At 65.3% G+C, this 16,337-nt stretch carries 11 protein-coding genes; 9 read left to right on the top strand and 2 right to left on the bottom strand.

Annotated features, from left to right (window positions below; all coding sequences use genetic code 11):
* Nucleotides 1–161: 161 nt before the first annotated feature.
* The 3 genes from ACO07D_RS16270 to cobT all read left to right on the top strand — a co-directional run bounded on the left by ACO07D_RS16270 (nucleotide 162) and on the right by cobT (nucleotide 5,306).
* Nucleotides 162–2,153 carry a hypothetical protein gene (locus tag ACO07D_RS16270; RefSeq protein ID WP_421703983.1) on the top strand — a complete coding sequence of 664 codons (1,992 nt, stop codon included), beginning with the start codon at nucleotides 162–164 and terminating at the stop codon, nucleotides 2,151–2,153.
* A gap of 130 nt (nucleotides 2,154–2,283) precedes the next feature.
* Nucleotides 2,284–3,255, top strand: a complete 972-nt coding sequence (gene cobS / locus ACO07D_RS16265) for a cobaltochelatase subunit CobS (RefSeq protein WP_421703982.1) — start codon at nucleotides 2,284–2,286, stop codon at nucleotides 3,253–3,255.
* Nucleotides 3,256–3,431: 176 nt separating this feature from the next.
* Nucleotides 3,432–5,306 (top strand): cobaltochelatase subunit CobT, encoded by a 1,875-nt coding sequence (cobT, locus tag ACO07D_RS16260; RefSeq protein ID WP_421703981.1) that lies wholly within the window; start codon nucleotides 3,432–3,434, stop codon nucleotides 5,304–5,306.
* On the opposite strand, the gene ACO07D_RS16255 is transcribed toward cobT, so the two are convergent.
* Complete coding sequence (locus tag ACO07D_RS16255; RefSeq protein WP_421703980.1) at nucleotides 5,290–6,450, bottom strand: amidohydrolase; 1,161 nt, start codon at nucleotides 6,448–6,450, stop codon at nucleotides 5,290–5,292. The genes cobT and ACO07D_RS16255 overlap by 17 nt on opposite strands.
* A 104-nt stretch (nucleotides 6,451–6,554) precedes the next feature.
* Here ACO07D_RS16255 and ACO07D_RS16250 point away from each other — a divergent pair, with 104 nt between their 5' ends.
* Both ACO07D_RS16250 and ACO07D_RS16245 read left to right on the top strand, forming a co-directional pair.
* Entirely contained in the window at nucleotides 6,555–8,357 is a 1,803-nt protein-coding gene (locus ACO07D_RS16250; protein WP_421703979.1) for an aminopeptidase P family protein, read from the top strand.
* A gap of 191 nt (nucleotides 8,358–8,548) precedes the next feature.
* A complete protein-coding gene (locus ACO07D_RS16245) occupies nucleotides 8,549–8,890 on the top strand; it encodes a DUF427 domain-containing protein (RefSeq protein ID WP_421703978.1) in 342 nt (113 codons plus the stop codon).
* A 109-nt stretch (nucleotides 8,891–8,999) separates the two neighbouring features.
* Here ACO07D_RS16245 and ACO07D_RS16240 read toward each other — a convergent pair whose 3' ends face one another.
* Nucleotides 9,000–10,109 carry an anhydro-N-acetylmuramic acid kinase gene (locus tag ACO07D_RS16240; RefSeq protein WP_421703977.1) on the bottom strand — a complete coding sequence of 370 codons (1,110 nt, stop codon included), beginning with the start codon at nucleotides 10,107–10,109 and terminating at the stop codon, nucleotides 9,000–9,002.
* Nucleotides 10,110–10,175: 66 nt separating this feature from the next.
* Between ACO07D_RS16240 and tyrS the strand changes: the two genes are divergently transcribed.
* The 4 genes from tyrS (at nucleotide 10,176) to trpE (ending at nucleotide 16,244) form a co-directional block, all read left to right on the top strand.
* A complete protein-coding gene (gene tyrS / locus ACO07D_RS16235) occupies nucleotides 10,176–11,432 on the top strand; it encodes a tyrosine--tRNA ligase (RefSeq protein ID WP_421705054.1) in 1,257 nt (418 codons plus the stop codon).
* A gap of 182 nt (nucleotides 11,433–11,614) precedes the next feature.
* Nucleotides 11,615–12,802, top strand: a complete 1,188-nt coding sequence (locus ACO07D_RS16230; protein WP_421703976.1) for an aminotransferase — start codon at nucleotides 11,615–11,617, stop codon at nucleotides 12,800–12,802.
* Between the two features lie 75 nt (nucleotides 12,803–12,877).
* Nucleotides 12,878–14,722 carry a peptidyl-prolyl cis-trans isomerase gene (locus ACO07D_RS16225; protein WP_421703975.1) on the top strand — a complete coding sequence of 615 codons (1,845 nt, stop codon included), beginning with the start codon at nucleotides 12,878–12,880 and terminating at the stop codon, nucleotides 14,720–14,722.
* 10 nt (nucleotides 14,723–14,732) lie between these two features.
* Nucleotides 14,733–16,244, top strand: a complete 1,512-nt coding sequence (trpE, locus tag ACO07D_RS16220; protein WP_421703974.1) for an anthranilate synthase component I — start codon at nucleotides 14,733–14,735, stop codon at nucleotides 16,242–16,244.
* The last annotated feature ends 93 nt before the right edge of the window (nucleotides 16,245–16,337 follow it).

Genomic DNA, 16,337 nt, shown 5'->3' with positions numbered 1-16,337 from the left:
GGCGACGCAGGTCGCGCCGAAGTCGCGATGTGGGGCCTTTGCGTAGGCAAAGGGGCCACGAGCGCCCCGCCTTGCCGGGGCCTGAGCCGTAGGCGAAGCCAACCCACTGGCCTCACCGCCCGCCCGCCGTTACTGTGGCGTCGGATCAGTTGGATTGCGCCATGTTTCGGTTTCTCGTTTTTCTATTCCTCAGCATGTTTCCTGCGGCGGTTTTCGCGCAGCCCCTGGACATCAAATGGGAAATCACCAACCGCTTCGCCCCCTTCGAGGCCCATGAGGCCCCCGCGACGCTCTTTGCCACCTGGAAGCTGCACAATGCCCATGAAAGCTGGGAGGGCTGGCACGCCCGGCGTTGGGTCGAAAGCGGGCACCAGCTGACCTCGCCCTACGGCGCGGCGCTGATGGCCGGGCAACCCACCCATTGGGATCCCGAGACCCGCCAGCATCGCGACAGCGTACTGCGCTTCATCCGCCATGAAACCGCACCGGAGACCACGGTGCGGGTACGGCTCTGGGCGGGTCACACGGGGCCGTGCCAGTGGCATTTGGGCGGCGCTACGCTGCAGGCGTCCGATTGCGGCGACGCGGTTTCCGCGCGCCTGCCGCTCTCTGGCGCCGTGGTCACCCTGCGCCTGCCGGACGGGCGGGGCGCCAGCCGCTTCCTGGCCCCGGACCACCGGATCATCGTTGCCATCGGCGACAGCTATGGCTCGGGTCAGGGCAACCCGGACCTGCCAGCCCGGTGGCGCGGCGGGCTGACCCTGCGCGACGGTGCGGTCGGCTGGATGACCCGGCGCGGGAACCTGACACGGGGCGGCGTGGCGCGCTGGCTGGACGAGCCCTGCGCGCGCTCCTTCTTCTCGTTCCAGAGCCTCACCGCCCTGGGCATCGCATCGCGCGACCCGCATGTCTTCGTCAGCTTTCTACACCACGCCTGTTCCGGCGCCGAGATCTTCGACGGGCTTCTGTCCCCGCAGAAGAACCCGGGTGACAGCAAAGGCTACAACCGCCTGTCGCAGCTGAACGCCGTCATTCGCGAGCTCTGCCTCGCCCCGACCACCGACTACGCCCCGATTGCCGAGGCCGCGCGCGGTGGCGAGGAACCCCTGAGCTTTCGCCGTCGCAATGGCTCCTGGCTGTCCCCCGGCGACCGGCTGGACCGGGGCGAGCTGCGCCGCCAACGCACCGAGACACGCCTGCGCGAACCTCGTTCCGGCATCCTGACATGCCCGGGCGGGCGCCTGCGGGCGCCAGACATGGTGCTCCTGTCGATCGGTGGCAATGACGTGGGATTTGCGCAGCTGGTTCAGTATTTCGTGGCCCCGGTGATCCACTCCTCTCTGCTGGTCACCGACATCGCCCTGCCCGACCTCTGCCCCGCGCCCGCCTATCGCGTGGACGCGGCCGCGGCCCCGCTGGCGGACCGCTCCTGCCGCAAGCTGGATGACGACATCGGCCACAATGTCGGCGACCTGATTGGCACCGGCGCGCAGGTTGGCGGAATCGCCGCGAAATACCGGCTGCTGTTCGCCAGCCTTGAACATTACCTGCGCATCCCGCGCACGCGCATCGTCATGGCGCAATATCCCGACCCCCTGCGCCGCAGCGAGGCCAGCACCGACCCCTGCGGCCCCGTCTCTCCCATCGTGAATGTCTTCGGTCAGAAAGCCGGGCTGGACCGCGCGGGGCCATGGAACGGGCTCAAGACGTCAGTGCCCACAGAGCTTCTGCGCAGTTGGCAGTTCAACCTGCTGCCCGGCGAGGCCGCAAAACTTCTGGGCCAGTTCGACGCGCTCAGGATCGAGATCACCCGTGCTGCCAAGGCCGAGGGCATTACCTTCGCCTGCGAGACCCGCGATGCCTTCCTGGGCCATGGCTGGTGGCAGGGGCGCCAGCTGACCCTGCCCAATACGCTCGCCGCCCCCTGGTCGCCGCACCACTGGCGGCCTTACGTGTGGGAGCGGAACGGGCGTGCCATTCGCACCGGCAATGATAGCGCGCTCACACAGGCCAATGGCAGCGTGGCGATCTCGGGCGCGGTGCATCCGAACCTGACCGGCCACAGCCTTCTGGCCGATGTCCTGATGCGCCGCCTGGGCCTGGGCGCCCTGCCCCAACCGCCCCGTATCACGCCAGTTTCTGGACCACGATGAGACCACCCGCCACTTGCCTGCGATTTTCCCGCCACTCCCCTTGCGCTTGGACCAATTCTCAGGCACCAAACCGGGGTTGACCAAATGGACAGGATGCCCGAACGCGGGCAAGAATACGGCGGACACAGACATGGATCACACGCAGAAACCGACCGAGGAATTCTCGGTCCGCGAAATCTTCGGCATCGACACGGATATGGTCGTGAAGGGCTTTGAAGAGCGCGGCGACCGCGTGCCCGAGATCGACACCACCTACAAGTTCGATCCCGACACCACGCTGGCGATCCTCGCGGGCTTCTCGCATAACCGCCGCGTCATGGTGCAGGGTTACCACGGCACCGGCAAATCGACCCATATCGAACAGGTCGCCGCGCGGCTGAACTGGCCCTGTGTGCGGGTGAACCTGGACAGCCACATCAGCCGGATCGACCTGATCGGCAAGGACGCGATCAAGCTCAAGGACGGCAAGCAGATCACCGAGTTCCAGGAAGGCATCCTGCCCTGGGCCCTGCGCAACCCGACCGCCATCGTGTTTGACGAATATGACGCAGGCCGCGCCGACGTCATGTTCGTGATCCAGCGCGTTCTGGAACATGACGGCAAGCTGACCCTGCTGGACCAGAACGAGGTCATTACCCCGCACCCGTCCTTCCGCCTGTTTGCCACCGCCAACACGGTGGGCCTGGGTGACACCACCGGGCTGTATCACGGTGTTCAACAGATCAACCAGGCACAGATGGACCGTTGGAGCCTGGTCGCCACGCTGAACTACCTGTCCCACGACGCCGAAACCAACATCGTGCTGGCCAAGAACCCGGTCTACAACACCGAAGCCGGGCGCAAGACGATCAGCCAGATGGTGACCGTCGCCGACCTGACCCGCACCGCCTTCATGAACGGCGACCTGTCGACCGTCATGTCGCCCCGTACCGTGCTGAACTGGGCCGAGAACGCGGGCATCTTCCGCTCGATCGGCTATGCCTTCCGCCTGTCCTTCCTGAACAAATGCGACGAGCTGGAACGCCAGATCGTCGCCGAGTTCTACCAGCGCTGCTTTGACGAGGAACTGCCCGAGAGCGCTGCGAGCATGAGCATGGGGTGAGTACGGTTCTTGTCATAGCCTCCTGTTTGTTTGTTGCTGACGCGTTATGGTTGGCGAAGCGACTGGGCTGGAAAATGACAAACCCACAGGCCATGACCTCCAGCCAGCTTTTTCACTGGAAGCGTCTGTTGATTGAAACAGCAGTTCTGACTGCGATCTGGATCAGGAGTTAAAGGATGTCCAAACCCAGCGACAACCCCGCCGATCCGTTCAAGAAGGCCCTGGCCGAGGCGACCAAGGTCATGGCCGATGATGGCGACCTGTCGGTCACCTATTCGGTGGACCCGCCCGGCCTGACCGGCGATGCGGTGCGCCTGCCGCAGGTGACGCGGCGCATGACCCGCGAAGAGGTGCTGCTGGCCCGGGGCACGGCGGACGCATTGGCTCTGAAGCACAAGTTCCACGACGACGCCACCCATGCGCGCTATGCCCCCGCCGGGCAGATGGCGCGCGACATCTACGAGGCGATGGAGACCGCCCGCTGCGAGGCCATGGGCGCGCGGGAGATGCCCGGCACCGCCTCCAACATCGACCACAAGCTGGATGCCGAGGCCTTCCGCAAGGGGTTCGAGAACATCACCGCCGCCGCCGATGCGCCTCTGGCCGAGGCCGCCGGTTACCTTGTGCGCCATCTGGCGACCGGCCGCGATCTGCCCGCCGGTCCGACCAATGTGATGAACCTCTGGCGCGATTTCATCGAGGGTCAGGCGGGTGAAACGCTTGAAGACCTCGACGCAACCCTTTCGGATCAAAAGGCTTTCTCGAAGTTTGCCCGCCAGGTGATCGAGGATCTGGGTTACGGCGACCAGCTGGGCGACGACCCGGATCAGGAAGACGAGACCCAGGACGAGGCCGAACCGGAGGCCGATCCCGAAGATCAGGACGATCAGGACCAGCAGTCCGAGGACCAGTCGGAGGAGGCCGAGGCCAATCCCGAACAGTCCCAAGAGGAACAGCAGGACCAGACCGAGGCCCAGGTCACCATGGATGACCTCTCGGACGAGGAAATGTCGGACGAGGCAGAGATGCCAGAAGGCGACGCGCCACTGGAGCCGCCGCCCCCTGCCCCCGTGTCGGACGCCGACCCGGATTATCTGGTCTATCACAACGAGTTCGACGAGGAAATTCACGCCGAAGATCTGGCTGAACCCGCCGAGCTTGAGCGCCTGCGCGCTTACCTCGACCAGCAGCTGGAACCGCTGAAAGGCGCCGTGTCGCGGCTGGCCAACAAGTTGCAACGCCGCTTGCAGGCGCAGCAAAACCGATCCTGGCTCTTCGACCTCGAAGAGGGCATCCTGGACGCAGGCCGTCTGGCCCGTGTGGTGGCCAACCCGACCACACCGCTGAGCTTCAAGCAGGAAAAGGACACTGAATTCCGCGATACGGTGGTGACACTACTGCTGGACAACTCCGGCTCGATGCGCGGACGTCCGATCTCCATCGCCGCGATCTGCGCGGATGTTCTGGCGCGAACGCTGGAGCGTTGCCAGGTCAAAGTGGAGATTCTGGGTTTCACCACAAGGGCTTGGAAGGGTGGACAGGCACGCGAGAAATGGTTGGCCGAAGGCCGTCCGCAGCAGCCCGGGCGCCTGAACGACCTGCGCCACATCATCTATAAACAGGCCGACGCGCCGATGCGTCGGACCCGCCCGAACCTGGGACTGATGATGAAGGAAGGCCTTCTGAAGGAAAACATCGACGGCGAGGCTCTGGAATGGGCGCATCGGCGCATCACCGCCCGGCCCGAAGCGCGCAAGATCCTGATGGTGATCTCGGACGGGGCACCGGTGGATGACAGCACCCTCTCGGTCAACCCCGCGAATTACCTGGAAAAACACCTGCGCGACGTGATCGCCATGGTGGAGAAACGCAAGCAGGTCGAGCTGCTGGCAATCGGCATCGGCCATGACGTGACGCGCTATTACGACCGCGCGGTTACGATCACCGATGTGGAACAGTTGGCCGGTGCGATGACCGAACAGCTGGCTGCGCTCTTCGACAATGACCCGCGCGCGCGGGCCCGCGTGATGGGCATCAGGAAGGCCGTTTGAGCCGGTCCAGACGGGTCAGGATGGCGCTGAACATGTCAACCCCGATGGCGATCAGGTCGTCGGGGAAGTCGTAATCCGGGTTGTGCAAGGCGGGCGTGCTGCGCCCTGATCCGGGGAACAGCATCACCGTCGGGCAGATCTCGGCAAAGCGCCCGAAATCCTCGGACCAGCGCATCGGCAGCGGGGTGTCGGTCAGGGTCAGGCCTGTGTCGGACAGCGCATCACGGGCAAGCACCATCAGGTCAGCATCATTGACTGAAGCCGGAAAAACATCGTGATAGTCGATGGTTACACCCAACTCTTCAGCCGCGCGATGAACCAACCCCTCGGCGTCCCCCACAAGATCCGCCATGCCCTCATCCGTCAACGTGCGCAGGGTTGCCCAGATCTCCCCCGCCCCGGGGGCCACGCCGAAAGCCTGTTCCCCCATCGACATATGCGTCACGGTCGCCATGCGGAAATCGGCCTCGGCTGGCGTGCCGCGCAGCATGGCGGCCAGCCCTTGGGTGATCTCGGCCAGGGCCAGGCCCGGCGAGACACCGGTTTCCGGCTGCGACGCGTGGGCGGTCTTCCCCGCCAATCGCACCCGCATGCCGCGCGAGGCGCAGTTGACCGGCCCGGCGGCCAGGGAGACCTGCCCCAATGGTTCCCCCGGCACATTGTGCAACGATAGAGCGCAATCCGGCGCAAGCACGCAAAACCGTTCCTCGGCCAGCACGGCGGCGGCCCCGGCTCCGGTTTCTTCGGCGGGCTGGAACAGCAACAGCACGTCCAAGTGATCGAAGCGCTCTCGCGACAACAACCGCGCCAGCCCCATCAGCACGGCCATATGCCCATCATGGCCACAGAGGTGCCCCTTGCCCGGCACTTGGCTGCGGTGGGGCGCATCCGACAGTTCCTCGATCGGCAGCGCGTCCAGCTCGCAGCGGATCATAACCCGTTGTTTGGCATCACGACCGCGAAACAGCGCGGCCACGCCGTGCCCGCCCAAGCCGGTCTCGATCAGGTCGGGCCCCAAGGGCTCCAGCGCGGCCACGACACGCGCGGCGGTCTCCGCCTCCTCGCCCGAAATCTCGGGAAACATGTGCATCTTGCGCCGCCAGTGGGTCAGCTCGGTCAGGTCGGAGTTCGTCAGTCGCATCATGGCGCGCAGGATGCCCGCACCCGCCCGCACGTCAAGCGCAGAATCCGCTTTCCCTTGACGGCAATCACCGCCAAACTGCGCGCCACGACAGTGAGGAGAGACCCATGTTCCAGAGCTTCGACGTCACCGCCGACCCCACCCAGGGCCCTGCCCGTCTGGCCACCCTGCGCACGCGTATGGCGGATGAGCGGCTGGACGCTTTCCTGGTGCCCCGGGCGGATGCGCATCAGGGTGAATATGTGGCCGAATGCGACAAGCGGCTGGAATGGCTGACCGGGTTTACCGGCTCGGCCGGGTTCTGCATTGCGCTGGCAGATATCGCGGGGGTCTTTGTTGACGGGCGCTATCGCAACCAGGTGCGCCAGCAGGTCAGCCTGGACCACTTTACCCCCGTGCATTGGCCCGAGGTGCAGCCTGGCCCCTGGCTGCTCGAACAGCTGCCCGACGGAGGGCGCATCGGCTTCGACCCTTGGCTGCATACGGCCGCCGAGATGGAGAAACTGGCGAAAGCGCTCGGCGACGGTTTTGAACTGGTGGCAAGCGACAATCTGGTGGACCTGCTGTGGGAGGGGCGCCCGACCGCCCCGCATGGGCGGATCGTCCCACATGACATTGAATTTTCAGGTAAAAGCCATGCGGACAAACGCCAGGAACTGGCGGCTGAGCTGCGCAAGGCCGGGCAGAAGGTCGCGGTTCTGACCCTGTCGGACAGCATTGCCTGGCTGTTGAACATTCGCGGCGATGACATCCCGCATATCCCGGTGGTTCAGGGGTTTGCCCTGCTGCATGACGACGCGCGGGTCGATCTGTTCACCCACCCGGCGCGGGACAGGGACATCAGCGATCATCTTGGGCCAGAGGTGCGGTTGCTCCCGGATGCGGAGTTCGGCGCAGCACTGGCTGCACTTGATGGTCCGGTGCGGGTCGACAAGGCCAGCGCCCCGCTGGCGGTCGGCCGCATCCTTGAGGAGGCCGGGCTGGCCATCGTCTGGGGCGAGGACCCCTGTATCCTGCCCAAGGCCGCGAAGAACGCCGTAGAGGTCGAAGGCGCGCGTCAGGCTCATCTGCGCGATGCCGTGGCCATGGTCGAGTTCCTGACCTGGTTCGATGCCACGGTTCCAGCTACACGGATCACCGAGATCGACGTGGTCACGCAGTTGGAAACGCAGCGCCGGGCGGGCAATACACTGATGGACATCAGCTTCGAGACCATTGCGGGCTCGGGCCCAAACGGCGCGATCATGCATTACCGGGTCAGTGAAGAGACCTCGCGCCATCTGCAGGAGGGCGAGCTGATCGTGGTGGACAGCGGTGGGCAGTATCGTGACGGCACCACCGACATTACCCGCACCTTGCCCATTGGTGCGGTCGGCGAAGAGGAAAAGACCTGCTTTACCCGTGTGTTGCAGGGCATGATCGCAATCTCGCGCGCCCATTGGCCGAAAGGTCTGGCAGGCCGCGATCTGGACGCGCTGGCGCGCTTCCCGCTGTGGGTCGCGCATCAGGATTTCAACCACGGCACCGGGCATGGGGTGGGCAGTTACCTGTCTGTGCATGAGGGGCCGCAGCGGATTTCAAAGGTCTCCGAGGTGGCGCTGGTGCCCGGCATGATCCTGTCAAACGAGCCTGGATATTACCGCGACGGCGCCTTCGGCATTCGCCTGGAAAACCTGATCGTGGTGGAACCGGCCGAGGTGCCCGAAGGCGGCGACGCAGATCGCGAGATGCTGCGGTTCGAGACCCTGACCTGGGTGCCCATCGACCGCCGCCTGGTGGTGGTCGAGATGCTGTCACGCGATGAGCGCGCCTGGCTCAATGGCTACCATGCCACGGTACTGGATAAACTCGCGGACCAGGTCTCGCCTGCCGCAAAGGCATGGCTGACTGCCGCTTGCGCACCTGTTTGACGCGGCCCCATGGGCTAGAGTGACACAATCTGGAAACATTGCCCCGCCAAAAGGGGTGAGCTGGGCCCGAGGGCGGGCTCGGAAAGGTTACGCGACGCCACGTCGCGTGCCGGACAGGTTCATTTGGACCGTGTTTCCGGCTAGAACCCGCAGCACACGCACAAGACCGCGCGCCGGCAAGGAGAAACGACATGGCTGACCACATCAAGATCCGCAAGGCCCAGGGCACCTGGGTGGTGCGTGCCGGCGGTGCCGTTCTGGGCGAAAGCACCAACGCGCTGGAACTGACCGAGGGCGACTACCCGCCGGTGATCTATTTCCCGCGCGAAGACCTGGCGATGGCGATGCTGGAGGGCTCGGACACCAAGTCGCACTGCCCCTGGAAGGGCGACGCGACCTATTACGCGATCCATACAAAGAGCCAGATCATCTCGGACGCCGGTTGGAGCTATGAGGATCCCAAACCCGAGGTAGAGCGCATCAAGGACCACCTGGCCTTCTATCCACAGAAAGTGGCGGTCGAGCAGTTTTAGGGCGCGCCGACCGCGCAAAACTATTAAATAGTTTTCACCTGCGGGGCGGTGGCCGCGCTGCGCGCGGCATTCGCAAGGCCAGCACGGCCTTGCGGGCGCATACCGAAGACTATCGCCCAGCCCCCTCCGGTTCGCTCACCACGCCGCCACCGACGGCGGCCCGCACCCCGGTCGTGGTCGGACAGGAGGTCGCCAGCCCCCGCGCCACCCGCACGGCGAGATAGGCAAAGGCCTGCGCTTCCAGCATGTCGCCGTCCAGCCCGATTGCCTCGACCGGCTCCACTGGGCAGTCCAGCAGTACGGAAAGCCCCGCCATCATCACCTTGTTGTGCCGCCCACCGCCGGTCACGAAGAGCCGCTTGGGCGGTGCCGGGCAATGCTCCATGCCCCGCGCCACGGCGGCCACGGCGCAACCTGCCAATGTGGCTGCGGCATCGGCGTCGGACAGGTGGGCAACCGCCGCGCCCAACCCGGGAAAACTGTCCCGGTCCAGGGACTTGGGCGGCATCTTGAAGAAATAGCTGTCCTCCAGAAAGGCCTCGATCACCGAGGGATCGACATCGCCCTGAGCCGCCAAAGCCCCGCCTTCGTCCATCCCCTTGCCCCGGCGCTTGACCATGAGGTCATTGATCGGCGCATTGGCAGGCCCCGTATCGAAAGCCAACAAAGCCCCCTCCGCCGCGGGAGCGTCTTTCGACGGATCCACCCAGGTCACGTTGCCTACACCGCCCAGATTCAGAAAGGCGACCGGTTCCACCAGCCCCGCCCATTTCGCGCAGGCAAAGTGGAAGAACGGGGCCAGAGGCGCGCCTTCCCCGCCCAGTTCCACATCGGCGGAGCGGAAATCCCAGACCACCGGCCTGCCCAGCACCTCGGCCAGCACGCGCCCGTCGCCTGCCTGGTGGGTCCCCCGCCCGCGCGGCTCATGGGCCAGGGTCTGGCCGTGAAACCCGACCAGATCGGCGCCATTAATCCCGGCCAGCAGAACCGCATGCGCCGTTTCGACCACCTCCGCGGCGGCCTCAACCCCGTCCTCACCCGGCCAGGCACCAAGCGCGGCGCGGATCACCGCGCGTTCGTCGTCCGTGTAGGCGCGATACGCTGTCTCACCAAAGGAGAACACCCGTTCGCCATCGGTGCGCAGCAGCGCCGCATCCACCCCATCCAGCGAGGTGCCAGACATCGCCCCCAAGGCCCAGATCGCCCCATCTGCCAACATGCTCTTTCCCTTTCGCCGGACCCGTTCTATACGGAACATTCAACGCCCAAGATGGACCGAGACGACATGACCTACCACCCCAAATCAGACTTCATGCGCGTGATGATCGAACGTGGCTTCCTGGCCGACTGTACCGATTATCAGGGGCTGGACGAGGCTTTGGCAGAAGGTCCCAAACCCGCCTACATCGGCTTTGACGCGACGGCGAAGTCGCTGCATGTCGGCTCGCTCATTCAGATCATGATGCTCAGGTGGCTGCAAAAAACCGGCCACCAGCCGATTACCCTGATGGGCGGCGGCACCACCAAGGTGGGCGATCCCAGCTTCCGCGCCGATGAGCGCCCGCTGCTGACCGAGGCGCAGATCGACGACAATATCGCGGGCATCAAGAAGGTCTTCGCCAGCTACATTGACTATGACGTGGACGGGCCGACCACGGCCTTGATGCTGAACAATGCCGAATGGCTGGACGGGCTGAACTACCTGGAATTCCTGCGCGACATCGGGCGGCATTTCTCGGTCAACCGCATGCTGTCCTTTGAAAGCGTGAAGTCGCGGCTGGACCGCGAGCAGAGCCTGTCGTTCCTCGAATTCAACTACATGATCCTGCAGGCCTATGACTTCCTGGAACTCAACCGCCGCTATGGCTGCGTGTTGCAGATGGGCGGTTCGGACCAGTGGGGCAATATCGTCAACGGGATCGACCTGACCCGCCGGGTGCTGGACAACTCGATCTTCGGCCTGACCTCGCCGCTTCTGACCACCTCGGACGGCAAGAAGATGGGCAAGTCGCAGGATGGTGCGATCTGGCTGAATGCCGACATGCTGTCGCCCTACGAATTCTGGCAGTTCTGGCGCAATACCACCGATGCTGATGTGGGCCGTTTCCTGAAACTCTACACCGAGCTGCCGATCGAGGAATGCGACCGCCTGGGTGCGCTTCAGGGGCAGGAGATCAACGACGCCAAGATCGTGCTGGCCAACGAAGTCACCGCGCTGGCCCATGGCCGTGCTGCGGCTGAGGCTGCCGAAGCAACCGCGCGGGAAGTGTTCGAGAAGGGCGGCACAGGCGACGACCTGCCGACCATCGCGCTGACCGCCGAGGATATCGGCGACGGCATTTCCATCGTGCAGCTGATCGTGAAATCCGGCCTGGTGAAATCCGGCAAGGAGGCCAAGCGGCTGATCGCCGAAAACGGCGCCAAGGTGAATGACGAGGCGCTCTCCTCGCCCGGGCTGATGGTCTCGGCCGCCGATCTGGCCCAGCCGATGAAGCTCTCGGCCGGCAAGAAACGTCACGCCCTGGTGACCCTGGCGGACTGAAAGGGGCCACTCCTGCCTCTTTCATCTTTCTGAAAATATCCCGGGGGGTCTGGGGGGCTGGCCCCCCAGCTTTCCCGTGGTCTGGGGGGCTAGCCCCCCAGCTTTCCCGTGGTCTGGGGGGCTGGCCCCGCAGCCTCCGCCCTGTTAGCGTCACGCAAAACGCAAATACAGGACCACCCGCAATGCCCGTCTTCAACCCGAACATCCAGGCCACCACGCCCCCGCCCGTCATGGAAGCGCGGCGCTGGATCAAGGGCGTCACTTTCCCCGCCAACCGCCCGCTGATCAACGTCAGCCAGGCGGCCCCGGTGGACCCGCCGCACCCGGAGCTGCGCAAGGCCATTGCCGACGCTGCCCTGAACGAGGACAGCGCGCACCTCTACGGTCCCGTCCTGGGCCTACCCGACCTGCGCGCCGAGGTGGCGCATCAATGGGCGGCAGCCTATGGCGGCGAGATCGCCTTTGAAAACGTCGCGATCACCTCCGGCTGCAACCAGGCCTTTGCCGCCACCATGGCCACCATCGCTGCGCCCGGGGATGAGGTCATCCTGCCAACCCCTTGGTATTTCAATCATAAAATGTGGCTCGACATGGGTGGGATCAAAGCCGTGCCGCTGGCGACCGGCGATGACCTGCTGCCCGACCCGCAGGCGGCCGAGGCGCTGATCACCCCGCGCACCCGCGCCATTTCTCTGGTCACACCGAACAACCCGGGCGGGGTGGAATACCCGGCCAGCCTGGTGCGCGCGTTCTTCAGCCTCGCCCAGGCCCACGGGATCGTGCTGATCCTCGACGAGACCTACCGCGACTTCGACAGCCGCGAGCAGGCGCCGCATGACCTGTTCATGACGCCAGATTGGCAGGACAACCTTGTCCAGCTCTATTCCTTCTCGAAGGCCTATCGTCTGACCGGCCACCGGGTCGGCGCCATGGTGGCGAGCCCTGCCCGCCTGGCGGAGGTGGAAAAGTTTCTGGACACCGTCACCATCTGCCCCGCGCAGCTGGGCCAGCACGCAGCGCTTTGGGGCATGCGGCACTTGGCCGATTGGGTCGGCGGTGAGCGGCTGGAGATCCTCGACCGGCGTGCCGCAGTTGAGGAACATTTCGCCCCCCTGCCCGGCTGGCGCATCCTGGGCTGCGGCGCCTATTTCGCCTATGTGGAACACCCGTTCGACATGGCCTCAGAAGCACTGTGCCAGCGGCTGGTGACGGACGCGTCGGTCTTGGCCCTGCCCGGCTCCATGTTCATGCCCGAGGGCGATCCGGCGGGCGCGAAACAGCTGCGCATCGCCTTTGCCAATATCGACCGGGCGGGCATTGCCACCCTGGCGGAACGGCTGGCGCGTTTCACCGCAGAAAATACCCCCTGAAATCCCCCTCAGACGCTTGGCAATCCGGGGCCCGCAACGTAAAACCAGCAGGATCGCTAACGGAAAGGACGGATCATGGCCGCCAAACAGGTTTCGCGCACGCTGGGATGGATCCTCATGGGTCTTGTCATGGTGGGTCTGGTGGGCTTCGGCGCCACGAATTTCGGCAGCTCCCGCGGGACCATCGGGACGGTGGGCGACACCGAGGTTGACGCGAACCGTTACTTCCGCGAGCTGAACGCCGAGTTCCGCGCAATCGAGGCCGAGACCGGCCAGCGCTTCACCATGGAACAGGCACGGCTGTTCGGGCTGGACCAGCAGGTCCTGGGCCGCATCATCGCCACCGTCGCGCTGGAAAACGAGACCGCGCGCCTGGGCCTGTCGGTCGGCGACCAGGCCGTGCGCGACCAAGTGGTTCTGATCGATGCCTTCAAGGGCGTGGATGGCAACTTCGACCGCCAGAACTATGATTTCGCCCTGCAGCAGAGCGGGCTGACAGCCGCCGAATTCGAAGGCGAGCTGCGGGTCGAAACCGCGGTCTCCATCGTGCGCATGGCGGTGCAGCGCGGCGTGGTGCCGCAGCCCGCCTATACCGATGCGCTCTATGCCCATGCGCGGGAAGAGCGCAGTTTTACCTGGTCACCCCTGGGGCTGGACAAGCTGGAAACCCCGGCGGCTGAGCCCACCGAGGAGCAGCTGACCGCCTGGTACGAGGCCAACCCGGCCCCCTTCACCCTGCCCGAAACCAAACAGCTGACCTATGTCTGGCTGGACCCCGAGGCGGTGATCCCCACCATCGAGGTGGCCGAGGGCGAGCTGCGCGCGCTTTATGACGAACGCGCCGAGGAATATCAGGTGCCCGAGCGCCGCCTGGTCGAACGCCTGGTCTTCGGCACCGCCGAGGAAGCCCAGTCCGCCGCCGACCGCCTGACCGCCGGGGAAATCGACTTCCCCGCCCTGGTCGAGGAACGCGGGTTGGCGCTGGCCGACACCGACATGGGCGACGTGACCCAGGCCGCCCTTGGCGCCGCCGGAGAAGCCGTCTTTGCCCTGACCGAGCCCGGCAGCGTCGCGGGCCCCATCGACAGCGCGCTGGGTCCGGCGCTCTACCGCATGAACGCGGTGCTACCCGAACAGATCACCAGCTTCGAAGACGCCCGCGAAGAGCTTCAGGGCGAATACGCCGCCGATGCCGCCCGCCGTCAGATCGAAGCGCTGATCCCCGAGCTGGACGAGATCATGGCCGGTGGCGCAACACTGGAAGAGCTGGAGGCCGATTACGGCATGACCCTCGGCACGCTCGCCTGGACGCAGGGCAGCTCGGACGGAATCGCGGCCTATGACAGCTTCCGCGAGGCCGCGACCGGCGTCACCACCTCGGACTTCCCGCAGATCACCTTGATGTCCGATGGTGGCCTCTTCGCCCTGCGCGCCGATCAGATCGACGCGCCCCGCGTACAATCTCTGGACGAGGCGCGCCAAGTGGCCGTGGATGGCTGGACCGCAGGCGAAGAAATGCGCCTTTTGACCCTGCAGGCCGAGGCGCTGCTGGACGAGTTCGACGACACCACCGGCCCCAACGCCAAGGGCTTGACCGAAGTTGTGGAAACCGGCCTGACCCGGGGGGATGTCGTCTCGGAGGCCCCGCGCGACCTGCTGGCTGCGGTGTTCGAGATGGAGAGCGGCGACTGGCGTGTCGTGCCTGGCTTCGATGGGGTGATCCTGGTGCATCTGGATGCGATCACCGCCGCCGATCAGACCACCGAGGACGCTCTGCTGGTCAAGCAGGCCTTCAACGAGCGTCTGGCTCAGGAGCTGGGCACCGACATCGAAATCGCCTTTGCCAACGCGCTGCAGAGCGAGGCTGGCATCACCCTGAACCGCGCCGTGATCGACGCGGTGAACGCCCAGTTCCCCTAAGGAGTTTCCCATGGCCCTCACCCCCTCCTTCGACGCGTTCGAAGCCGGTTGGACTGCGGGAAAGAACCAGGTGGTCTATACCCGCCTGGCCGCGGATCTGGACACGCCCGTCAGCCTGATGATGAAGCTGACCGAGGCGCGCAAGGACAGCTTCATGCTGGAAAGCGTCACCGGCGGCGAGGTCCGCGGGCGCTATTCCATCGTCGGCATGAAACCCGATCTGATCTGGGAATGCCGGGGCGAGGAAAGCCGCATCAACCGCCAGGCGCGGTTCGACCCGGATGGGTTCCAGACAATGGACGGCCACCCTCTGGACACGCTGCGTCAGGTGATCGCCGAGAGCGAGATCGACCTGCCCGACGACCTGCCCGGCGCAGCCGCCGGTCTGTTCGGCTATCTGGGCTACGACATGATCCGGCTGGTCGAACACTTGCCCGATGTGAACCCCGATCCCCTGGGCCTGCCCGATGCGCTGATGCTGCGTCCGTCCGTGGTGGCGGTGTTGGATGGGGTCAAGGGCGAGGTGACGCTGGTGGCGCCTGCTTTCGTGGGCTCGGGCCTGTCGGCCAAGGCCGCCTATGCCCAGGCCGCCGAACGTGTCATGGACGCGCTGCGTGATCTGGAACGCGCCGCCACCGGCGAAAGCCGTGACCTGGGCGAGGCGATGGAGCTGGGCGAACCGGTCTCGAACTTCGCCAAGCCCGACTATCTGGCGGCGGTCGAGAAGGCCAAGGAATACATCCGCGCGGGCGACATCTTTCAGGTCGTGCCCAGCCAGCGCTGGACGCAGGATTTCCCCCTGCCCCCGTTTGCGCTCTACCGCAGCCTGCGGCGCACCAACCCCTCGCCCTTCATGTTCTATTTCAACTTCGGCGGCTTCCAGGTAATCGGTGCCAGCCCCGAGATCCTGGTGCGCGTGTTCGACCGCGAGGTCACCATCCGCCCGATCGCTGGCACCCGCCCACGCGGCGCCACGCCGGAAGAGGACAAGGCGCTGGAGGCCGATCTGCTCGCGGATCAGAAGGAACTGGCCGAACACCTGATGCTGCTGGACCTGGGCCGCAACGACACCGGAAAAGTGTCCAAGATCGGCACCGTGCGCCCGACCGAAGAGTTCATCATCGAACGCTATAGCCACGTGATGCATATCGTCTCGAACGTGGTGGGTGAACTCAGCGACGACCAGGACGCGCTGTCGGCCTTCTTTGCCGGCATGCCCGCGGGCACCGTGTCGGGCGCCCCGAAAGTGCGCGCGATGGAGATCATCGACGAGCTGGAACCGGAAAAACGCGGCGTCTATGGCGGCGGGGTCGGCTATTTCAGCGCGGGTGGCGACATGGACATGTGCATCGCGTTGCGCACGGCGGTGGTGCAGGATGAAAAGCTCTACATCCAGGCCGGCGGCGGCGTGGTCTTCGATAGCGACCCCGAAGCCGAGTTCGTGGAAACGGTGAACAAGTCCAAGGCGATCCGCCGCGCGGCCGAAACAGCCGCCATGTTCACCCACCGGCGCGGCAACTGAGCCTCCATCAAGACAAGACAGGGCGCCCTCAACCGGCGCCCTGTCTCTTTTTCTTGCCATAAATATCTCGGGGGGAGCGCGCAGCGCGATGGG

Source organism: Aliiroseovarius sp. (assembly GCF_965228805.1).
GTDB lineage: Bacteria > Pseudomonadota > Alphaproteobacteria > Rhodobacterales > Rhodobacteraceae > JASBTN01.
This window is presented reverse-complemented; position numbering and strand designations above follow the sequence as displayed.

What these genes read in the sequence shown, in the direction of transcription:
- ACO07D_RS16245 (WP_421703978.1), top strand. Translation starts at nt 8,549, where the DNA reads ATGGCTGACCACATCAAGATCCGCAAGGCCCAGGGCACCTGGGTGGTG.
- ACO07D_RS16230 (WP_421703976.1), top strand. Translation starts at nt 11,615, where the DNA reads ATGCCCGTCTTCAACCCGAACATCCAGGCCACCACGCCCCCGCCCGTC.
- cobT (WP_421703981.1), top strand. Translation starts at nt 3,432, where the DNA reads ATGTCCAAACCCAGCGACAACCCCGCCGATCCGTTCAAGAAGGCCCTG.
- ACO07D_RS16270 (WP_421703983.1), top strand. Translation starts at nt 162, where the DNA reads ATGTTTCGGTTTCTCGTTTTTCTATTCCTCAGCATGTTTCCTGCGGCG.
- ACO07D_RS16255 (WP_421703980.1), bottom strand. Translation starts at nt 6,450, where the DNA reads ATGATGCGACTGACGAACTCCGACCTGACCGAGCTGACCCACTGGCGG.
- ACO07D_RS16225 (WP_421703975.1), top strand. Translation starts at nt 12,878, where the DNA reads ATGGCCGCCAAACAGGTTTCGCGCACGCTGGGATGGATCCTCATGGGT.
- cobS (WP_421703982.1), top strand. Translation starts at nt 2,284, where the DNA reads ATGGATCACACGCAGAAACCGACCGAGGAATTCTCGGTCCGCGAAATC.
- trpE (WP_421703974.1), top strand. Translation starts at nt 14,733, where the DNA reads ATGGCCCTCACCCCCTCCTTCGACGCGTTCGAAGCCGGTTGGACTGCG.
- ACO07D_RS16240 (WP_421703977.1), bottom strand. Translation starts at nt 10,109, where the DNA reads ATGTTGGCAGATGGGGCGATCTGGGCCTTGGGGGCGATGTCTGGCACC.
- tyrS (WP_421705054.1), top strand. Translation starts at nt 10,176, where the DNA reads ATGACCTACCACCCCAAATCAGACTTCATGCGCGTGATGATCGAACGT.
- ACO07D_RS16250 (WP_421703979.1), top strand. Translation starts at nt 6,555, where the DNA reads ATGTTCCAGAGCTTCGACGTCACCGCCGACCCCACCCAGGGCCCTGCC.